Genomic DNA, 21,377 nt, shown 5'->3' on the forward strand with positions numbered 1-21,377 from the left:
GATAGCAAATACAGGAAACGACGGTGAATACAGCAAGGATAAACATGAAAAAAACACGCACCATGATGCGCAACCTGCTGGGCGGGATGCTGATGATAGCCGTCATGGGATTATTCACACCGGCTGAAGCTGGCGTTGCGCTGGGGGCAACGCGGGTGATTTATCCGGCGGGTCAAAAACAGGTGCAACTGGCGGTCACCAATAATGATGACAGCAGCACGTATCTGATCCAGTCCTGGGTAGAAAACGCCGAGGGCGTCAAAGACGGACGTTTTGTGGTCACACCACCGCTGTTTGCCATGCAGGGAAAAAAGGAGAACACCTTACGCATCCTTGATGCAACCAACAATCAGTTACCACAGGACCGCGAGAGTCTGTTCTGGATGAACGTCAAAGCCATTCCGTCGATGGACAAATCCAGGCTCAGCGATAACACCCTGCAACTGGCCATTATCAGCCGTATCAAGCTGTATTACCGTCCAGCCGGTCTCGCGCTGCCGCCAGATCAGGCCGCAGAAAAACTCACTTTCCGCCGCAGCGCAGGCACGCTCACATTGATCAACCCAACGCCGTACTACCTGACGGTGACCGAACTCAATGCCGGCACCCGGGTACTGGAAAATGCCCTTGTGCCTCCCCTGGGCGAAGCCCGCGTGAAGTTGCCAGCCGATGCGGGCAGCGAGATTACTTATAAAACCATTAATGACTATGGCGCACTCACGCCGCGCATGAAAGGCGCACTGCGATAACGAACAGGGAATCCGCGTGATCCCTGAATAAAAAAAGAACTGACAGCCGGGCGATTTTGAACCGGAGGGACTATGTCATATCTGAAACCTGGACTCGTCCACAGGCGGCGTTATGCACCACTTTTGTCAGGCGCAATGGCGCAGATCCCCTTTGCCTTTTTGCTTGCCTCACACACATTTTCCGCGCAGGCAGAACTCTATTTTAACCCGCGCTTTCTGGCGGACGATCCGGCTGCCGTCGCGGATCTTTCCGGTTTTGAAAAGGGACATGAGCTCCCCCCCGGCACGTATCGCGTCGATATTTATCTGAACGAGGGGTTTATGACCACCCGCGACGTCACTTTTCATGCCAGCGACAACCACCGCGAACTGACCCCGTGCCTGACGCGTGAACAGCTCGCCGCAATGGGGCTGAACACCGCTGCCGTCAGTGGAATGAACGTGTTGGCAGCGGATGCCTGTGTCCCGTTAACGGAAATGATCCCTGACGCTACCACCCGTTTAGATGTGGGTCAGCAGCGGTTGCATTTGACGATTCCTCAGGCCTTTATGGGAAATCAGGCTCGCGGTTATATCCCGCCGGAACGCTGGGATCATGGGATTACCGCCGGGTTACTGAATTACAACTTCACCGGCAACAATGTCCAGAACGACGTCGGTGGCAGCAGCAACTACGCCTACTTAAACCTGCAAAGTGGCCTTAATCTGGGCGCGTGGCGTCTGCGCGACAATACCACCTGGAGCTACAGCAGCGGCGGGAGTGCCTCGAGCAATGAAAACAAATGGCAGCACGTTAATACCTGGCTGGAAAGAGACATCACGCCGTTGCGCTCACGCCTGACACTCGGCGACAGCTATACCAACGGCGATGTCTTTGACGGCATTAACTTCCGCGGCGCGCAACTCGCATCTGATGACAATATGCTGCCGGACAGCCAGAAAGGCTTTGCCCCGGTGATCCATGGGATTGCGCGCGGGACGGCACAGGTCTCCATCAAACAGAATGGCTATGAGATCTATCACAGCACGGTACCGCCTGGCCCCTTCAGCATTAGCGACCTGTATGCCGCGGGTAACGGCGGCGATCTGCAGGTTACCATCAAGGAAGCCGACGGGAGCAGCCAGAACTTCACCGTTCCTTACTCCTCAGTCCCGGTATTGCAACGTGAAGGCCATACCCGCTATGCCGTCACCGCCGGAGAGTACCGTAGCGGTAACGATCAGCAGGAAGAACCGACCTTTTTTCAGAGCACCATACTCCACGGCCTCCCGGCTGGCTGGACCTTGTACGGCGGTACACAACTGGCAGACCGCTACCGCGCCTTCAATCTGGGGGTGGGGAAAAACATGGGGGTGCTGGGGGCGCTGTCGGTGGACATCACTCAGGCCAATGCCACTCTGCCCGATGACAGCAAACATCAGGGACAATCGGTGCGTTTCCTCTATAACAAATCACTCAGCGACGTTGGCACGAATATCCAACTGGTGGGCTATCGCTACTCCACACGCGGATATTTTAGCTTTGCCGATACCACTTACCGTCGGATGAGCGGCCATGACGTCGAAACGCAGGATGGCGTGATACAGGTTCAGCCGAAATTCACGGACTACTACAACCTCGCCTATAACAAGCGCGGCAAAGTGCAGGTGAGCCTGACCCAGCAGTTAGGCCGCACCGCCACGCTCTATCTGAGCGGAAGCCACCAGACTTACTGGGGCACCGACAGCGCTGATGAACAATTGCAGGCCGGTCTGAATACCGCCATCGGCGATATCAACTGGACGCTGAGCTACAGCCTGACCAAAAACGCCTGGCAGGATGGTCGCGACCAGATGCTGGCTATTAACGTCAATATTCCTTTCAGCCACTGGCTGCGCTCGGACAGTCAGTCCGTCTGGCGACACGCCAGCGCCAGCTACAGCATGTCGAATGACCTCAACGGTCGAATGACCAACCTGGCGGGGCTGTATGGCACCGTGCTGGAAGACAATAACCTCAGCTACAGCGTGCAAACCGGCTATGCGGGCGGTGGTGAAGGTAACAGCAGCAGCACTGGCTATGCCACGCTGAACTATCGCGGCGGTTCTGGCAATGCCAACGTCGGTTACAGCCGTAGCGACGGACTCAAACAGTTCTATTACGGGATGAGCGGCGGCGTGCTGGCACATGCTAATGGCGTCACGCTGAGTCAACCACTCAATGACACGGTTGTGCTGATTAAGGCTCCCGGCGCTGAGGGCGCGAAAGTGGAAAACCAGACCGGAGTACGCACTGACTGGCGTGGCTATGCGGTGCTGCCTTACGCCACCGAGTACCGGGAAAACCGGGTGGCGCTGGATACCAATACGCTCGCCGATAACGTTGATCTGGATGAGGCAGTGGTCAACGTCGTCCCCACGCACGGCGCGATCGTCCGGGCGGAATTTAACGCCCACGTCGGGATGAAACTGCTGATGACGCTCATCCATAACGGCAAGCCGGTGCCATTCGGCGCAATGGTAACCGCCGACAGCAGCCAAAGCAGCAGCATCGTCGCCGATAACGGTCAGGTTTATCTGAGCGGTATGCCGCTGGCAGGCAAGGTTCGGGTGAAATGGGGTGACGGCGCAAACGCCAGCTGTGTGGCGGAGTACCGCTTATCCGCAGAAAACCAACAACAGTTGCTCAGCCAGCTCACGGCGCAATGCCGCTAAGGACAAGATGATGAACAAACGTCTTTATCTGCTGGGTGCCATCTTCTCGCTGGTCAGCGCCAGTGCGTTCGCCGCCGACAGCACAATCACGATCAGCGGATATGTCAGGGATAACGCCTGCGCCGTGGCGGGCGAATCGAAAGATTTTACCGTCGATTTGCTGGATAACGCCGCTAAACAGTTCAGCCATATCGGCGCCACCACGCCTGTCGTCCCGTTTCGTATTGTGCTTTCTCCCTGCGGCACGTCGGTCACGGCGGTAAAAGTCGGTTTTATCGGTATTGCCGACAACGATAACACCCGCTTATTGAAACTCGACAGCGGAACATCGGCGGCGGCAGGGATGGGAATCGAGATCCTCAACGGCCAGCAAACGACACTGCCGCTGAATGCCGGGTCCGCCACCCTTCCGTGGACGACCCTGACGCCCGGTCAGACCAATACGCTTAACTTTTATGCCCGCCTGATGGCAACGCAGCTCCCCGTCACGCCGGGACACGTCAATGCAACAGCGACGTTCACTCTTGAATTTCAGTAAGCGGAGGCTTTGATGAAATGGTTTCAACCCCGGTGGCTACTGACAGTCATCCTTGCCGCTTCTGCTGTTGTGCAGGCGGCTGACGTGACCATTACCGTGAACGGGAAAGTGGTCGCCAAACCGTGCACGGTGTCGACCACCACTGCCACCGTCGAACTGGGCGATCTCTACACCTTCAGTCTGGTCAATGCCGGTTCCTCCTCCGCGTGGCACAGCGTGGCGCTTGAGCTAAGCAATTGTCCGGTGGGCACCTCGCGCGTCACCGCCAGCTTCAGCGGTACCGCCGACAGCACGGGCTACTACAAAAACCAGGGGACTGCCGGAAATATCCAGCTTGAACTCCAGGATGACAGCGGTAACAGACTGAACACCGGCGCGACAAAATCAGTGGTGGTGGATGACGCCTCGCAATCCGCCCGTTTTCCTTTGCAGGTCAGGGCGTTATCGGTCAACGGCGGCGCAACCCAGGGCACGATCCAGGCGGTGATTAACGTGACCTATACCTATGCATGACCAGGAGAGTATGTTGATGAAAAGAGTCGTAACCCTGTTGACGACACTGTTGCTGATGGGCTGGTCAATCAATGCCTGGTCCTTTGCGTGCAAAACCGCCAGCGGCGCGACCATTCCCATTGGCGGTGGTAGCGCGAACGTCTACGTTGATCTCTCGCCTGCGGTTAACGTCGGGCAAAACCTGGTGGTCGACCTCTCAACGCATATTTTTTGTCATAACGATTATCCCGAAACCATCACTGACTATGTCACCCTTCAGCAGGGGTCCGCTTACGGCGGCGTGTTATCGAGTTTTTCCGGCTCCGTAAGATACAACGGCTCCAGCTACCCGTTTCCGACCACCAGCGAAACCGCACGGATGATCTATGACTCGAGAGTCGATAAGCCGTGGCCGACCGTCCTGTATCTGACGCCAATCAGCTCTGCGGGCGGCGTCGCAATCAGTGCAGGAACGCTTATTGCTAAACTCATTCTCCGCCAGACCAACAACAAAAACAGCGATGACTTTCAGTTCGTCTGGAGCATTTATGCGAACAATAGTGTGGTCATTCCGACTGGCGGCTGCGATGTCTCCTCCCGCAACGTCACGGTTACGCTGCCGGACTATCCGGGCTCCGCCCCCGTTCCGCTGACGGTCTACTGCGCGCAGAGCCAAAATCTGACGTATTACCTCTCCGGCACCACCGCAGATTCCGCCAATTCGATCTTTACCAATACCGCGTCGTCTTCGCCCGCGAAGGGCATCGGTGTTCAGCTCACGCGCAACGGTACCATCGTCCCCGCCAACAGCACCGTGTCATTAGGCACGGTCGGCACCTCTGCCGTGAGCCTCGGCTTAACGGCCAACTACGCACGAACCAGCGGACAAGTGACGGCAGGCAATGTTCAGTCAATCATTGGGGTGACGTTTGTTTATCAGTGATGTGGGAAAGCCGGGGATGGACTACATTTTGTCCCCCTGCCCCTGTGCCGCCGAAGGTCTCGCGAGGATGATGACGCCAGACCGCCAGCGTCTGGTGCTGTTTAACTCACCGTCGCTGGATATCTCAACGCTTCCTGCACTGGCGTCAGCACGCCGGATCGTGGTGTTTCTTCCTGACGATCCCCTTTGGCTGCTCACCACGTTGCAGCAGGCGGCGCTTCTGCTGGAACAGGCCGCTGTCCCCCTGCCGATGCTTATCCTCAGCCGCTGTCCTGACCGTTGGTTGTGGCACACGCTGGAGCATCTTGTGACGCGTCGCCGTCTACTGACGGAAATCCGGGCCGTCGCCTCGGATTTACCGACACGCTGCATTGCCGCGCTATTGCGCGGGCACGGGTTGCAGGATGTCCCTCCTTTGGGCCAATGCGCAGATAACCAGACGTTGATTTATGGCAAGCCGACAATCGGCCTCAGCAAACCAGAGCTCAACGCCATTGTGGATTTGCTGCACGGATACAACATCCCTGAACGGGCGCAACAGCGAGGCATAAGCCAAAAAACCCTTTATAATCAGAGAACTTCAGGACTTAAAAAGATGGCGGAACATTTCCCGCAACTGGCGACACACTTTCCCGGCAACCCAGAAACGCGGCTGAACAGAAGCGGTAGCGATGCGTTATCCGCCTTCGAACGTGAATTCGTCCATGCCATCCGTTGCCGGCAACTCTTTCCGGTGTTTCAACCGATTGTGGATAGCCACCACCGTTTACAAGGGATGGAAATACTCTCACGCTGGCGGCGCGAGGGTACGGTCCTGCAACCCGGCGCATTTTTGCCACAAATACGTGCTGAATACGCCTGGCAGGTGCTGACCGCATTTGTTTTGCAGGAAGCGATACAGAAAATCAACCAGCATCCCGGGGAGTTTTATTTCTCACTTAATATCCCTGCCGCCCTCGCCAGCCATGAATGCCTTCCACGAATGCTGGAAGCGGCGAAACAGCAACTGGTGTCGCCACAGCAAACGGACAGACTGGTGCTGGAATTTGCTGAGACCATCGAGTTCAGTCAAAGGGGAAAAACCGCCGCGAACATCGACAAATTAAAACGGCTCGGCTTTCGGATTATGCTCGATGACTGTTTCTCACAAGGTAGCGTGATGTTTCCGGTCAGGCAGATCCAGTTTAACGAATATAAGCTGGATATGTGTATTATCAATGAGATGCAACGCGATCCACACGCGCTGGCGCTGATAAAAAGCCTGAACTATTACTGTATGCTGACCGGTAGTCGCTGCGTTGCCGAAGGGGTCGACAGTGAAGAGAAATTTACGATATTGAAAGCATTAGGTATCGATCGCTTTCAGGGATATCTCATCTCCCCGCCGGTAGGCGGGAATATGCTTGAACGGTTTGTGGACCGCTACATATCATTCTGATCAAACATGCTTTTTGACGAAATGATGGTCTCAATAAATTTTTTCTTATGGTCATACTTCAGCACATCGTCTATGTACATGATGCCGGTATCAAAAGAGGGAATGTTCTTCGCCAGATTGAGGCGACGCAGACCACGGTGACGCGCTTCGGCTTCCAGATGTATGGAAAGCGCCAGAATGCATTGCGTCTGTTTCGCCAGCGCAATAGCATTCGATACCGAACAGACTTCAAATCTGACCTTTTCTGGCGAAATAGGACAAAGCAAAGGATCGTTAAACTCTTCGTTTTCCGATTCATGCTTAAGAATGACCCACTCACAGTGATTAAGCTGCGCTTCGCTAATCTGCGGCACATACGCAAGCGGATGATCGCTCGCGCAATACAGGACAAACCGGGTCGTGAAGATGGGAAGGTAATTTATTGCCGCAATTCTGTTTTCCGCAGCGGGTATCGCCCCTAACGCAAGATCGCATTCGCCTTTCAGTAAATGCTGTTGCCCCAGTGCTGTATTACTGTTTTTGATCACCATCCGGATTTGCGGATACAGCCTCACATAGTCCTTCATCAGATGAAATAAGACGCCATGACTCCACGCGTGCCCGCACTCGATCACCAGTTGCTGTCTGTGGCTATGCTTTATCGCATCAATACTGAGTAAAGCCTGCTGGTAATTGCGATCCAGCAGGCAGGCATGCTGATACAGGCTTTCGCCATAAACCGTTAAGGAAATCTTTTTCCCCTCACGGAACAACAAAGGGATCCCAAGCTCCGACTCGAGTCGTTGCATATTTTGGGTTAGGGTCGGTTGAGAGATAAACAGACTTTCCGCCGCCGAGGTAAAGGTCTTTTTATCCACCAGCACTTTGAACTGAAAAATTAATTTGTGTAAATACATTCGCCTCACCACGGTTTCCGGGATTGATAATGCCTGCCTGATGCGTAGCGATGAAAATAGACGGGAGCCCCGGCAAAATCGGGCTCCCGGATGAGTGAGGCATGCAGACTCAGTAGGGTTTATTGAACAGTCCGTATAGTGCCGACTCATAATCACCGCTGTCATACAGCGCTTTCACCGCCTGCTTGGTGATGCTGCGCTGCCCGGAGATCGTTGCCAGATCCTGAAGGAATTTATCCCCTCCGGGGCAGGCCGCTATCTCAAGGAGCAATGCCCGGGTATCCGGATGCATATCAAGGCAGGCAAGAGAGCCTAAATACTGCTGCATCACCCGTTTGCGCATTTCATGTTCCTGTCGCACGAACTCCGCGTCAATACGCGCGTCGTCGACGGGGATCCCCAGACGCCGCCATTCATCTTCCGGAGCCTGCGCCTCACGCATTGCCTGCGACAGTTTGCGGATAAACAGCGCTTCACGTTCAGGATCGCAGAGCGGATGCTCCTGCTTCGCATCGTGAGCTAAATCGAACAGCAAATTGCCGTGCGCATAAGAACTGTAAAAACCGGCGGAACCCGGGATTTTCAGCACCGGTGTCTCACGGGTGAAGACAAAACCAGGATGCAGAGTGGCTTCCTGCAATTCAGCGAGATTAAACATCCTGCGCATGCGCATCGGCATCAGCGTGTACTCGTATAGCGGGGTATTTTCCGGCGACTGGCTCCCTCTCATATAGACATAGCGACCATCGGTGATCGACACATGCGCGCCGAAATAGCCAAAAATAGCCTCTGATTTAATCGGCATTTGTCGCGCTATGACCGGAGACAATGCCTTGCCTGTCATGTTGTGCGTTTTCTCAATGCCAAACGCCTCCAGCAACGTCACCGCCAGATCGTGCATCTGCGCCAGTTGGGTTCGCGACTCGCCAGCCCGTCGACTTCTGGGATCCCAAATAAAGAAGGGGACATGCGCAATCTCGTTATACACCGGCATAACGCTTTTCCCCGACCACTCTTTTTCACCAAACATAAAACCGTGGTCGGTATTCACAATAAGCATTGTGTCCTGCCACAGATGATGTGCGTCGAAAAAGTCCAGCACCTGGCCAAGATATTCATCGCACATCAACATCAGCGCCTGATAATGCTTTTCACCGTTCACCACTTTCTGCGGATTATTGATCCTCTCTGTCGAACTGTATTCCGGCCAGTCGTCAGGGTTATTGACCAGTTCAGGATCGACCATGCGCTTGAAGCGATCCGGCACATAAAAGGGCTCATGCGGATCAAAACTCTCTATTTGCAATAACCAGTTATCCTGCTGATAGTTTTCCGCCAGGAAAGCCAGCCCGGCCTGATAACAGCGCGCCTGCGGGAAATCTTTCTCTTCACGAATATAACTGCGGTTAATCTGATCGTGCTCGATCATATTACGGCGCAGCGGTTCGGCGTTTTTCCATGAATCCAGTTCACGGGCGCCGTCGAAGCCAATCTTCGCTTTCCAGAGATCCCCCTCCTGCCCGCGCATAAACTCATAACTGCTGTAGCGATTATGGTAGGTCGCCCCGCCATCTTCCCAGTAGTGCTGATGGTCGGTAATTAAATGGCAATAGACGCCGTGCTTTTTAATGATTTCAAAAATAGAGTCATCAAAGGGTTCCAGCGGCCCCCAACTGCGATGCAGGAAATTCAGCCGTCCGGTATGCAAATCGCGTCGGGCTGGCATGCAGGGCATTGAGCCAACATAGAAATTATCAAAACGAACGGTTTTCCCCTCCAGTCGTTTAAAATTAGGCAGAGGAAATGCGTCGGCCTGATAAGCCGGGAGCTTATTACGACGCAGGGTATCAAACATCAGCATAACAACTTTCATATTACTCTCCATCCCCGAGCAGTTTCATGCAGATCGCCTGATGATTTTTTTTGTTCAGGGTATAAAAAATCATCGAAAACAGTGACAGGAGTTGCCCGCAAACCGGCGTCAGGACCATCAAAATAAGCAATCCATGTAATGTTCCCGCCGTTTGCGCCTGCGCGCCGGGTAGATAACCAATAAGATCAAGGACGCCGCCCAGCACAAAGGCACCCAGCGCAGAACCAAATTTGTTGGAGAACGTTAATGTGGAGGAGGCAATTCCGGCGGCATTCTTTTTCGTTTTCCAACGTAATTCATCCGCGCAATCAGTGACCATCATCCAGGTAATCAGCGACCCGCCCTGACAAAACGCCATCACGCAGGCGAGAAGTATCAAAGTAAAGGTGACATTTTCAGGCGAGAAGGTGAGCCAGAGTATCAGCGAGGGAACCATGGCAATAAAACAGATGATCACAAATGCCGTTTTATTTCCATAGCGAGATACTAACCACTTAACCAGCAGATATATTGATGCGCCAAACAGCATATTCAGTAATGCTCCCGTCGCAACCAGCTTTGTATTGTGGAGAACCCACGTATAAAACTGAACGGTCACCCCGGCGGTAATCGCTAAGGACAGCGTGTTCGCCGAAGAGGCCAACGCCAGGCATCCCAGTGAACGACTACGAAAAGCCAGCGACAGCTGTTTGAAAACGGCCACCACAATATTCTGCTGTTCACCCGCCGGGTCGGTCTGTAATCCCTTTTCATCGTGCACAATACGTTGCCAGTTATCCTGTCTACGGGCGCCGTAAGCGCAAATCCAGAATCCCAGCGTGGTCACGACCCCAAATAAAATGCCGAGGTAGTGATAGCTATGAAAATCAACCACCACATTGCCCGTCGCATCCCGGGACTGGCTGAATGCAGATAAAATATAAATGCCGCCCGCGCTGACGATAAACTGGGCGATAATCCCGGTAAATTGCTTGAATAACACAATATTACTGCGTTCATTGACCTTGTCTGTAATGTAGGCCGTTAATGAGTGGTACGGGATATTCGACACAGTAGAGACAAGGGAGTAGAGCATATAAACGCAGGCGATATAAACCACCCTGCCCGTCGCGGAGAAATCCGGAGAGGCAAAAACCATCCAGGTTGTAAAACCCAGTACCGGTGCTGATGTGATTATCCAGAAGCGGTATTTACCCAGTCGCGTCCGGGTTCTGTCACCCATCGCGCCCATCACCGGATCGATAAACGCATCAATCCCCCGTGCGGCAAGCGTGATGGCGCCCACCGTGGCCGGATTCACACCATAGACATCAGAAGCATAGGTAATAAAGAAAACCAGCATCGCGTAAAAACTGAGGTTGGAGGCAAATCCGCCCCCCATCGCGTAGCAGAGTTTGTCAGAGACCATCAGACGTTCCATTTTATTGTCCTTGTATTTTGTATGGCCTCCTTATTGTTAAAAAAGAGAGACTCGGGACGACAATTGTTTGCATCCTGAACCTATAGTAAAAACCTATAATCCCCCGCGCCTGCGCATCGCGTGGGTAAATAATATTTTGTAATTATTCAGTTTTTATTCCGCAGCCGTAACCGGCATTGATTAAACGCGCCGCTGGACAATATTCATATTTGTGACCCTGGTTCAATTTCCGCCACCGACAGTACGGGTGGCGCAATGGCCTGACATTGGCCCACACTCTGTCTTTACGCTCCTCTGTTCGTGATGTCTGGCATCCGATTGTGCCGCCCGGCTCAACAAACCTTCGGGGCCAACTTGACGGTCATGCCATGAACCTCAGTCCTGGCGTTTTTATACACAATTTGACATAAGGACAGGAAATATCGACTGTTGTGGGGTAAGTCCATTTTGTCAGGTAACGAGGCAGGCTATACTCTTTCAAACACTCATCTCAGAGGCAGCAACTGGCGTGAAGGATATGTATTACAACGATGAAGGGATCAATGCGTTAATCCAGAATGAACTGAATGCGTTCATTAAGGACTACAAAAATACGATCTACGCATATGCGATTATGAACAAGAAAGATCCCTCGCAAATGCAGATTATCAATAATAATCCTGAGTGGTTTAACATCTATCTTGAAAGAAAATACCAGTTTATTGACCCTGTTATTATTAGGGCTTTAAGCAGTGTTGAAGATTTTTTCTGGGAGAACAAGGTGCTGCTGGCGAACGGTTATAACCTGACGCGCATTTTCAGTGAAAGTTCTGAACACAATATTTATCAGGGTCAGACGTTTCCCCTGCATGACTATCTGAATAATCTTGTCGTATTATCCATCATCAGCCAGAAGGATTCGGGGATAGAGATGGAAGCCTGCCGCGCGCACTTCATGCATTTTCTCATTCAGTTACATCAAAAGACCCTTAATCTTTACAGTAAAGTGCATCAGAAAAAGAACGTTTTTTTGTCACCGCGCGAACGACAAATTTTGAAGTGGGTCAGTGCGGGTAAAACCTATGCCGAAGTCTCGGTTATATTGTCAATTGCAGAGCGAACCGTGAAATTTCATATGAGCAATGCAATGAAAAAGCTGGGCGTAAACAACGCCAGGCATGCGGTAAAACTTGGAATGGAGCTCAGATTACTGGATAACTGAACTCCGTGCGGGATTACAGACGGCGAAGTTGTTGAAGTATCTCGCGGAGCCAGTGGCTGGCCTTATCTTTGCTGATGATGCTCTCAATTGCGCTTTCACTTGCCGGCATAAAAATATAGTAGATAGTTTCACCTTTCTCAGAAAGTCCTTTCTGAATCACGTCAATTTTCCAGTTCGCATGACGGAAAATGGCATACATACCGCGACTGGCAACGGCGAACATGCCCCGATACTGTTTCTTCATGCAATAGACAATCATTGCCAGAAACAGTGCCTTACTGGCGGGCATCCCACGAAGGTTTCCGCAATCACGTCTCTCTTTATCTAAAAACAGGCGGCTCACTTCACAGCAGGGAATATCCGTAGGGAGCGTAATATTATCGAAGTACTCATGGAATATTTCGCTGATCATCGTCGGTTGCGTGGCATCGATAAATCGGGCGCCGCACAGGATTTCTCCCTCATGCATCCCTAACAGGTAAGTCGTGTTTTCGTTATCAAATTGATCCTTTTCCAGGCCATCAGTACATTCTACTTTCCAGTTGAGCCGCTCACGAAATGTTCGGTTTCTCAGGCGGTAGAGTTCAGTGGCAAAACCTGACGGCAACTCATCGCGATCAAGCAAAAAAAACTCAACAAAAGAGTTCATTTATTCATTCCTGATAATAACATTCCGAAATTATTATCCCCTGTCTTTTAGGACAGCTTTTTTTCAGGTCGGGTCTTCCTTATACTTAAAAAATACCTGACTAATAGCGCTCGCGGCACATACTAGTCAGGCGGTCAAAGACCAACGTAACACCAGGGATAAATCCACCCGAGATTATCTAACATTTAGACTCCCGGGTACAGAATGCAATAAGCACTTAATCAATAAAAAACTATTAAAACACGACAAATATCAAATATTTTACCTTATTATATTGCCCCTTGTATTTTCAAGGGGTAATATTTAAGGTTGAGTTAACTATTAAGCTCAATGCTGTTCCTCGCTCGATCACATCCTTTTACATCACGCGCCATTTTCTCTTTCTGTCCCTCTACCTCCATCCTTATTTCTCTCTTGTAAGAAAATAGTCCTGTTTGCAAAGATTGCGTGAGATCAGCGGAAGTTACACTTCCGTAAGATGGTCGAATTTTATCATTCCGATGAATAATCTCGCAGAACGTGCGCAACGCGGATGCGGTAAAAAGAGAATATCGACTCCCGGCCTTCCCTTTGCGCTGCCCGGTGTTTCATGTTGCTCTTCCACACCGCGACGGCGTCTTCACTCTCCCACCAGGAAAGCGATAAAATCTTCCCTTCCGTACTCAGGCTTTTGAAACGCTCAATCGAAATGAAGCCCTCAATATTAACAAGTTCGTTCCTGAGTTCAGCGGCAAGCTGTAAATATCGCTCCTGCTGAGTCGGTACTGCATCCGCTTCAAAAATCACCGCTATCATAACAATCTCCTGGGTTAGCATTTCCGCTACTTTAGCGGTAAGTACCGGGCAATACTTCGCTGAAGACCGAATCATGCCTGGTTAGGGATCATGACGGCACATCCGCATTGAGCTTACTGTAGAACCCCTGTTCCAGTTTCGTTTCCAGTATTGACTGGACCTCAATCGCCAGGTTTTTATAGAACTCAGACAGTTCATCATCCTTACAGAGCAGGACAATTTTGCGGCGTTCTTTGCGATTGTTGATCCGGATGATCTTCAGCGAGTCAGTAAAGGCGGGAAGTGTGGTAATAAACAGCGGCGTGGTCAGCGTCCATCCGTAGCCGCAGGAAATTAATTTCAGAATGTCATCAGCATTATCCATTTCAAACTGGATAGACGGAGACAGGTTATTCCATTTCAGCCAGTTGAGCGTCTGGATGCCGGTCGGCGTATTGCGGGTATAGGCGATGTAGTCCCTGTTTTTACACAACTCTTCCAGCCGCGTTTCCGGCCAGGCTTTGGGACAAACGCACAGAAACTCCTCTTCAATCAGCGGGTACATTCTGACATTAGGCGGCATCTCGGTATGCAGCATCGTGATGGCCAGGTTAATGCTGCCCTTATTCAGCGCGGAAAGCAGCCCCGATGCTGTACCGGTAACCTGAAAAATATGTTTCACCTGCGGTTGTAGAAAGGTCAGGATATCCAGGCCGATAGATTTACCGATCGAATCCACAAAGCCGATTTTCAAATGTGAAATATGCCCGTGACTGATCGCGTTTATATGTTCCTGCAGATAAACACCGCTATCGATAATCTTTTTTCCCAGCGGGTACAGCGCCTGCCCGGCTATCGTCATCTGAATGGGTCGCTGTGAACGGTTAATCACTTCAGTCTTTAAGCCATTTTCCAGATTCGCGATCTGCTGAGAAATCGAGGATTGAGTCAGGTTGAGTTTCTTTGCCGCAGCGGTAAATGACCCCGTCTCAATGACTGCTAAAAACGCCTGTAACTGCTTAAAATCGAAGTTAATATCCTTCATTACCGCCTCTACTATTACATTTTTTAATAATGAGTATTTATCTTTTCAATGCTTTTTTTTCTTTGAGCCACTTCAAATTATCTGTACTGCCAGCCAATTAAGGTAGCGATACACCTTAATACAGGAAGAGACATAACGATGCGTGAAGAAAAGGATCTATTAGGAACGTTAATGGTGCCGGAGGAAGCCTACTACGGTATTCAAACGCAACGGGCGGTACTGAATTTTTCAGTTTCGGGGAAAACGGCCGGGGACATTCCGCATTTCCTGTGGTCAATCGCCGCGATAAAACAGGCGGCTGCTCAGGCCAACGCGCAAATTGGCGCGTTGGATCAGCAGAAAGCCGCCGTCATCGTGACGGCGTCGCAGGAGGTGATGAACGGCGATTTTGACGCCCATTTCCCGATTGATATTTTTCAGGGCGGCGGCGGCACCTCGACCAATATGAACATGAATGAAGTGGTGGCTAACCGCGCGAATGAACTGCTCACCGGCGTACGGGGATATGATGCGATTCACCCAAATACGCACGTTAATATGGGACAGTCGACCAACGACGTCATTCCTGCGGCGATGAAAATGACCAGTCGCATGAATATCAAGCATTTGCTGGTGCAACTGGAAAAACTGGAAGCCGTACTGGCGGATAAAAGCCGTGAGTTTGCCGACAAAGTGAAATTAGGCCGCACCTGCTTACAGGATGCGGTGCCAATGACGTTTGGCCAACAGTTTGGCGCCTATCGCACACAGGTCAACCGGCTTAGGGAAAAACTGGCCGAGGTCAACGAGGAGGCGCTGTATTTACCCCTGGGAGCGACGGCGATTGGTACGGGGTTGTCCACCCATGAGGGATATCTTCCGGCGGTGTATCAATGGCTGGAGACCCTCACTGGCGAGCCATATCGCCCGGAAGCGGATTTTTTCGATGGTCTGCAACACGGTGACTTCTATATTGAATTCTCCGCACAGCTCAAGAAAATCGCCGCCTTTCTCTCTAAAATGGCGACCGATTTTCGTATTCAGGGTTCAGGGCCGCGCGCCGGTTTTAATGAAATTATTGTCCCTGCCGTGCAACCGGGTTCGTCCATCATGCCGGGCAAAATTAACCCGGTCATGCCCGAACTGATGAATCAAATTGCGTATCAGGTTATCGGTAATGACGTCACGGTAACCATGGCGGTTGAGGGCGGCGAGCTTGACCTGAACGTGTGGGAACCGGTGTTGCTAAAGGCGCTCTTCGAATCCTGCTCGTTACTGAGTCGGGGGATACCGCTGTTCATCGATAAATGTCTGAAAGATATCGCGATAAATGAAGAAGTGAGTGCTCGCTACGCAGAGGAAAGTACGGCGCTGGCCACCGTCGTGGCAACCCTGTTTGGCTATCAGGTAGGATCGCGAATTGCAAAAACCGCGTATCAACAGCAGTGCAGCGTAAAGCAGGTCGTGCTGGCAGAAAAACTGCTGACACCGGAACAGGCGGATTATCTGCTTGATCCGATGAATATGACCGATCCGCAAAAGAGTACGGCAGCGATTAAACGTTATCAAACAGAAATGAATATGTCGTAATCATCTGTTATCGAGAAATAAGCGTTAACTGCAGGTAATGAATATTCCCTATTCATTACCTCGCCCTCTCGTTGCCGATAAATAAAATATAACAAAGAGCAGGTTAATTAATTGGTGATATTACATGTCGTTTTATTACTGGGAACCATCATGCTTGCCGCCCGCTGGGGCGGAATTGGCGTCGGGTTTGCCGGCGGGATCGGATTAGCGATTTCGGTATTTATTTTTGGCGTTCCGGCAGGTTCTCCACCTGTCGACGTGATGCTGATTATTCTGTCTACCATTGTGGCGCTCTCAGCCATGCAACAGGCCGGCGGAATGGATTATCTCGTCACCCTGACCGAAAAATTACTGCGCCATAATCCCGGCTATCTTAATATTCTTGCCCCCACCGTAACGTTTATTCTGACGGTACTGTCCGGTACAGGTTATACCGCCATGTCGGTGATGAACGTGATTCAGGAAGTGGCGAAAGACAACGGTATCCGACCCAGCCAGCCGTTAAGCTCTGCGGTTGTGGCTTCGCAACTCGGGATTACCGCCTCCCCGATCTCTGCCGCCACGGCGATTATGTACGGCACCGTTGAGGTGATGGGCGTGAGCTTCGGCGATGCAATGCTGATTATCCTGCCCACCGCGTTATTTGCCATGCTGATCGCGGCGTTCATTGCCAGCAGACAAGGTGCCAAACTGGCCGACGATCCTGTGTGTCAAAAAATCATGCAGGAAAATAAAATTGTGCTGAATAAACAGGCCAGCCGCCCTATTCCCGCCGGAGCAAAATCCTCAGTCGCCATATTCCTGGTGGGAGTGGTCTTCGTGGTCTGTATGCTGCTGTTTAAATCCCTGATTGGGCATACCATTAATTCCCGCGACTTAATCATTATTACGATGTTTGTCGTGTCCACGATCATTATTTTCACCTGCAAGCTGGACATGAAAGAGCTGAAGAACTCACCGATATTTAAATCCGGCGCGGAATCACTGGTGGTGGTATTAGGGATTGTCTGGCTGAGCAGCACGCTGATCGGTGCCCATATCGATGAGATTAAAATGGAAGCCAGCGACATATTACGCGCCTGGCCGTTCTTACTGGCGGCGGTATTTTTCTGTACCAGCGCCATGCTGTTTAGCCAGGGGGCAACCAGCGCATTGCTGATGCCTATCGCCGCCTCCATCGGAATTAGCCCGGAGGCAATATTAGCCAGTTTTGTCGCGGTCAGCGCACTTTATATCACGAATATTTACCCGACAACCGCGTTTGCGATAGCCACTGATGATACGGGTTCATTTCTCAGTTCGCGCTGGAATGGCTCAAAGATCGTTAATCACCCCTTCTTCCTGCCGGGATGTTTATCGATTATCTTCTCGGTACCATTTGGCTTTTTACTGGCACAGATGATTTTGTAATGGCGCAGACAGAACAGACCTGCCGTTGGCGGCTTTCTCTATCCCCCACGACATCACCAACGTAACCGTATTAAATATGTCGTGATGAACAGCAGAACAGGTTGAGGTTAATCTGTTCTGCTATTCATCCATATGTTAGTTATTCGGCAACTACTGGTATGTCATCGTAAAAGACAGTACGCCATTAGCCGTCCCTGTGGTGATGTGATCGCCCGTCTGGTAGTAACGCGCCTTAAGCGGGACCGTGAAACCGCCCCCTGTGCTCGATGTCCCAGCCGCCACATCGGAGCCCAACCTCATTGGCTGGTTGTTATAAAGCAGTTGGATCCCGACCCCTGTGGCGGCGTTACTCCCGCTGGTCGTATTGATGACGCCTTTCGTTGCGTCATTAATATCGCCTTCCATCCTGACGCTGACGGCGGTTCCGGCATTGCAGGTCATCGGCAAATTGAATGACTGGGTATATGTCTCTCCCGGCGTCGTTCCTTTGCCATTAAAGGCGTTTTTATCAACCTCTTTCATATCGACAGGGATGGATGCCGTGGTCAGTTTGCAGGCTGGCGTGGTCACCGTGAACGCATTGATATTGACTGCGGCTTCTGGGGATTGCCAGAGCAGCGAGTTATTCAGCAATATCAACGACCCCACCATTCTTGCCGATATCGTACCAGAACCGGTCTCCGTCGCCGTTTTATAAAATGTCACCGTGACCGAACCATTCAATCCGGGACTTATCATTCCCGTGGTATTTTGACAAAGCCTGGCGGTGTTAATATCGCCCCGAATCGTATTCGCCCCCGTTACGGCGGCATTCCCTCCGGCACACTTTGCCGTCGAGCCGGAAATCGCATAGCCAATACCGTCAACGTTGGTTTTATAGACCCGTACCCCATTGACCATCGAATCGAAGGTACCTATCGCCTTTACGCCAAATGTTTGATTGGAAATAACCCCGTCCGCTGAATCAAAACAACTGAACGCATTCACTGTCGGCGTCATCATCTGCGTACCAATAACGGCCCCCACCGGCAGATCCCTGGAGATAGTGATATTCTGCGGCGATAAGGTTGTTGATGGCGTGACCGTCGAACAATCCCACGCCAGCGTAGTCCGTGAAAACAGTCCCAGAGCTACCCACAATAAACTCACTATAATTCGATTCATCTTACTCTCCACTTACCTGCACTCTGCGGTGACGTTATGCGTTTTGTCAGAAGCCTGCGCAATCTGATAATGTGCCAGACAACTTTCCCCAGCCCAGTTCACCACCACGGAGCCTTTTTCCGGTGCGCCGCTAAACCAGACTCGCTGACGATCGTCAACAATCCCTTCTGGTGTATTGTCGCGATGGTTAATTGTGGCCGTCGCCCCAAACGGAATCGTTTTGCCCGTCAATTGCAGCAGGATTCGGTAGCCGGTAACGGTCGGGAAATCGGCCAGCGTCAGCGCGCCTTTTGTTGGTACGACGGTCTGCGTGTCATTCAACACATCCGTATTGTTGTTCAACCTGTCGGTATTTAGCGTCAGACTGTTCTGTCGATATGGCGCAACGTACGGCACAACGGCAAAACCTTTACTGTCTGTGTAAATGCCGCTGTTATTCGCCACTTTCACATCAGCGGCATTCTCGGCCTTCACCAACGCCATTGTCTCGCCAAGAGGTTGAGTCGCGGAGACGCCATACGGATGAACCACCAGTCCCCCCATTGCGCCAACCGAGACCTGACGATTATCGCGAGAATAGTTATAACCAAGCTGATATTCACCATGCCGGCCCTTATAATTCGCCGACGCACTGCCCGTCACATCTGCACCCTTACTGTTGTATCCCTGCTGTACGTTCCAGTTCAGATTGTTGTCTTCCAGCGCGGTACCGGACAGCCCAACCTGTGAAGTGGCGTCGCCTTTTTTATTCGCGTTTGCCGATAGCGTCATCCAACTGTTTGGCAAGAAACGTGAGAACGGAATCTGCATCGTAAAAGAGACGATATGATCGTTGTCGTTGTGCCAGGGACCACGGGAATAGCTATAGTTCAGGCCATAATTAATATTGTTAATACTGGTGTTGTAACCCAGACTGACGTTACGCTCGGTATCACCGCCCCAATAGTCCTGGTGCCAGGCCGAAAGGTTGATATTCCCGAAATCGCCAAGCTGCTGGTTCAATGTCACCTGTGCCTTACTGCGTTTGTTACGCTGATAACGCCAGTCATTGCCTTCCAGAACGTTATCGCTCGCCATCCGGTATTTATTGACATCACCATTCGCTTCCTGAAAATCATGAAAGCCGGAAGAGGAATACCGATATCCCATCAGACTCAGCGAGGTGCCCGTTGATGAAAAATCTTTGGCATACTGCGCGCGAAGCGAGATACCACTTTCCGTTTTGCCTGGCATCTGCGTATGAGCAAAGGTAGTGTCAAAAGAGAACGAACCGAAATCGCCCAATCCTTTGCCGATACCAATAGCCCCGGCCTGGTAATCTCTCGACGCCAGCGTGCCGCCATATATTGTGGTGTCCCACGGCAACCCGTAGCTCATTGTGGTCTGAAGAAAATCCGGTTCTTTATCTGTACTGTTTGATGCACGATATTTTCCCACTGCCAGAGCATATTTAAACTGGCCCTCACGCTGCATGATCGGCACAGCCGAAAATGGCTGAATAAACTGATGCACCGAACCATCTGCCTCACGCACAACCACGGTAAGATCACCGCTGGCAGCAGTAGGATAGAGATCATCAATCACAAACGGGCCTGGCGGAACATAAGACTGCCAGATAATATTCCCGCCCTGACGAATGGTGACTTGTGCGTTACTTTGCGCAATGCCACGGACTACAGGCGCAAACCCCCGAACGCTTTCCGGCAACATGGTGTCATCCGAATAAATTTGCGCGCCACGGAAGTGAACACTGTCGAATACACCAGACTGCGTATAACCATCCCCCATACTGAACTGGCTTTTCAGCACTTTAATATCACGCTCCAGTGACGTGCTGAGGGTATTCCAGCGCCCGTCCCCTTCGTTATTGTTATATGTCGAGTAATTACGCAACCGCCAGGGACCGACGTTAATCCCACTACGCAGGTTTAGATAGCTGTCATTACGCGAATCTCCCTTGCCATGGCTGTTGGCAGCAGAGAAGTTATAATTCAGGAACAGCATATTCAGTCCATCGTCCCACTGTTCCGGTGCAACGGAGCCGCGTGGATCGCGCTGCATATATTCTTGCGGCACCGAAATATCCAGACGCATCCCATCAAACTGAAAATTGAGTTGGCTCCCGGGGAGTAACGCACCAATATTATCGATGGTCGCGGAATCCTCCATACTCATCCAGTCAGGCTGTGCGTTACGCTTCACACCCCATTTCACGAAATCGGCGTAGGTTAAGGATGGTGCCAATTCACTCTCTTTACCCAGAAAGCTGATATCACGAGATTCGATATAACTTCCGTTCAGATAGACATCAATGTGATAAATACCGGGAACCTGTCCGTCAGTTTTGCTGAAACGGGAGATATCAATATCACGTGGAATATTCCCTCGGGTTTCAATGAGATCGGGTGAAAAATAATCCTCAGCCAACACGGTTGATGCTTGTGTAAACAGATAGACCATGACTGATAATTTCGTTAACGTTGCAAAACCTGAAACCGTATTGAGCTGGAGCATAAGCATTT

Annotated in this window: 17 protein-coding genes; 9 read left to right on the top strand and 8 right to left on the bottom strand. The window is 51.3% G+C overall.

Going from position 1 to position 21,377, the window contains the following annotated elements:
- Positions 1-23: 23 nt before the first annotated feature.
- From HVX64_RS18820 to HVX64_RS18845, 6 genes are all read left to right on the top strand, one after another.
- A complete protein-coding gene (locus HVX64_RS18820; RefSeq protein ID WP_051642306.1) occupies positions 24-749 on the top strand; it encodes a fimbria/pilus periplasmic chaperone in 726 nt (241 codons plus the stop codon).
- Between the two features lie 135 nt (positions 750-884).
- A complete protein-coding gene (locus HVX64_RS18825) occupies positions 885-3,443 on the top strand; it encodes a fimbrial biogenesis usher protein (protein WP_231622274.1) in 2,559 nt (852 codons plus the stop codon).
- Between the two features lie 10 nt (positions 3,444-3,453).
- On the top strand, positions 3,454-3,981 hold the full coding sequence (locus HVX64_RS18830) for a fimbrial protein (protein WP_042999429.1): 528 nt from the start codon (positions 3,454-3,456) through the stop codon (positions 3,979-3,981).
- 12 nt (positions 3,982-3,993) lie between these two features.
- Positions 3,994-4,494, top strand: a complete 501-nt coding sequence (locus tag HVX64_RS18835; protein WP_044254116.1) for a fimbrial protein — start codon at positions 3,994-3,996, stop codon at positions 4,492-4,494.
- A 16-nt stretch (positions 4,495-4,510) separates the two neighbouring features.
- A complete protein-coding gene (locus HVX64_RS18840) occupies positions 4,511-5,416 on the top strand; it encodes a fimbrial protein (protein ID WP_181826273.1) in 906 nt (301 codons plus the stop codon).
- A gap of 16 nt (positions 5,417-5,432) precedes the next feature.
- Complete coding sequence (locus HVX64_RS18845) at positions 5,433-6,854, top strand: EAL domain-containing protein (protein ID WP_044254113.1); 1,422 nt, start codon at positions 5,433-5,435, stop codon at positions 6,852-6,854.
- On the opposite strand, the gene HVX64_RS18850 is transcribed toward HVX64_RS18845, so the two are convergent.
- The 3 genes from HVX64_RS18850 to HVX64_RS18860 form a co-directional block, all read right to left on the bottom strand.
- Positions 6,839-7,750, bottom strand: a complete 912-nt coding sequence (locus tag HVX64_RS18850) for a LysR family transcriptional regulator (protein ID WP_042999425.1) — start codon at positions 7,748-7,750, stop codon at positions 6,839-6,841. The two genes, HVX64_RS18845 and HVX64_RS18850, sit on opposite strands and share 16 nt — an antisense overlap.
- Positions 7,751-7,859: 109 nt before the next feature.
- Entirely contained in the window at positions 7,860-9,623 is a 1,764-nt protein-coding gene (locus HVX64_RS18855) for a sulfatase (protein ID WP_044254109.1), read from the bottom strand.
- Between the two features lies 1 nt (position 9,624).
- Positions 9,625-11,043: a glycoside-pentoside-hexuronide (GPH):cation symporter gene (locus HVX64_RS18860; RefSeq protein ID WP_044254107.1), complete on the bottom strand. Its 1,419-nt coding sequence runs from the start codon at positions 11,041-11,043 to the stop codon at positions 9,625-9,627.
- Positions 11,044-11,560: 517 nt separating this feature from the next.
- On the opposite strand from HVX64_RS18860, the gene HVX64_RS18865 reads away from it, so the two are divergent.
- Entirely contained in the window at positions 11,561-12,244 is a 684-nt protein-coding gene (locus tag HVX64_RS18865) for a LuxR family transcriptional regulator (RefSeq protein ID WP_192926969.1), read from the top strand.
- A 13-nt stretch (positions 12,245-12,257) separates the two neighbouring features.
- Here the strand turns inward: HVX64_RS18865 and HVX64_RS18870 are convergent, their stop codons facing one another.
- The 3 genes from HVX64_RS18870 to HVX64_RS18880 form a co-directional block, all read right to left on the bottom strand.
- Complete coding sequence (locus HVX64_RS18870) at positions 12,258-12,893, bottom strand: acyl-homoserine-lactone synthase (RefSeq protein ID WP_042999420.1); 636 nt, start codon at positions 12,891-12,893, stop codon at positions 12,258-12,260.
- Positions 12,894-13,385: 492 nt separating this feature from the next.
- The gene (locus HVX64_RS18875) at positions 13,386-13,688 is read right to left on the bottom strand and encodes an antibiotic biosynthesis monooxygenase (protein WP_044254104.1); all 303 of its coding nucleotides are present in this window, start codon (positions 13,686-13,688) and stop codon (positions 13,386-13,388) included.
- An 88-nt stretch (positions 13,689-13,776) separates the two neighbouring features.
- Complete coding sequence (locus HVX64_RS18880; protein WP_044254101.1) at positions 13,777-14,712, bottom strand: LysR family transcriptional regulator; 936 nt, start codon at positions 14,710-14,712, stop codon at positions 13,777-13,779.
- Between the two features lie 138 nt (positions 14,713-14,850).
- Between HVX64_RS18880 and HVX64_RS18885 the strand changes: the two genes are divergently transcribed.
- A complete protein-coding gene (locus HVX64_RS18885) occupies positions 14,851-16,281 on the top strand; it encodes an aspartate ammonia-lyase (RefSeq protein WP_042999417.1) in 1,431 nt (476 codons plus the stop codon).
- Positions 16,282-16,395: 114 nt separating this feature from the next.
- Positions 16,396-17,691, top strand: a complete 1,296-nt coding sequence (locus HVX64_RS18890) for an anaerobic C4-dicarboxylate transporter (RefSeq protein WP_228530485.1) — start codon at positions 16,396-16,398, stop codon at positions 17,689-17,691.
- Between the two features lie 150 nt (positions 17,692-17,841).
- Here the strand turns inward: HVX64_RS18890 and HVX64_RS18895 are convergent, their stop codons facing one another.
- Both HVX64_RS18895 and HVX64_RS18900 read right to left on the bottom strand, forming a co-directional pair.
- Positions 17,842-18,855, bottom strand: coding sequence for a fimbrial protein (locus tag HVX64_RS18895; protein ID WP_044254094.1), 1,014 nt, complete (start codon positions 18,853-18,855; stop codon positions 17,842-17,844).
- A 12-nt stretch (positions 18,856-18,867) separates the two neighbouring features.
- The gene (locus HVX64_RS18900) at positions 18,868-21,375 is read right to left on the bottom strand and encodes a fimbria/pilus outer membrane usher protein (protein ID WP_233622319.1); all 2,508 of its coding nucleotides are present in this window, start codon (positions 21,373-21,375) and stop codon (positions 18,868-18,870) included.
- Positions 21,376-21,377: the final 2 nt, after the last annotated feature.

It is taken from the genome of Citrobacter sp. RHB20-C16, from assembly GCF_013890155.1.
Taxonomy (GTDB): domain Bacteria; phylum Pseudomonadota; class Gammaproteobacteria; order Enterobacterales; family Enterobacteriaceae; genus Citrobacter_A; species Citrobacter_A amalonaticus.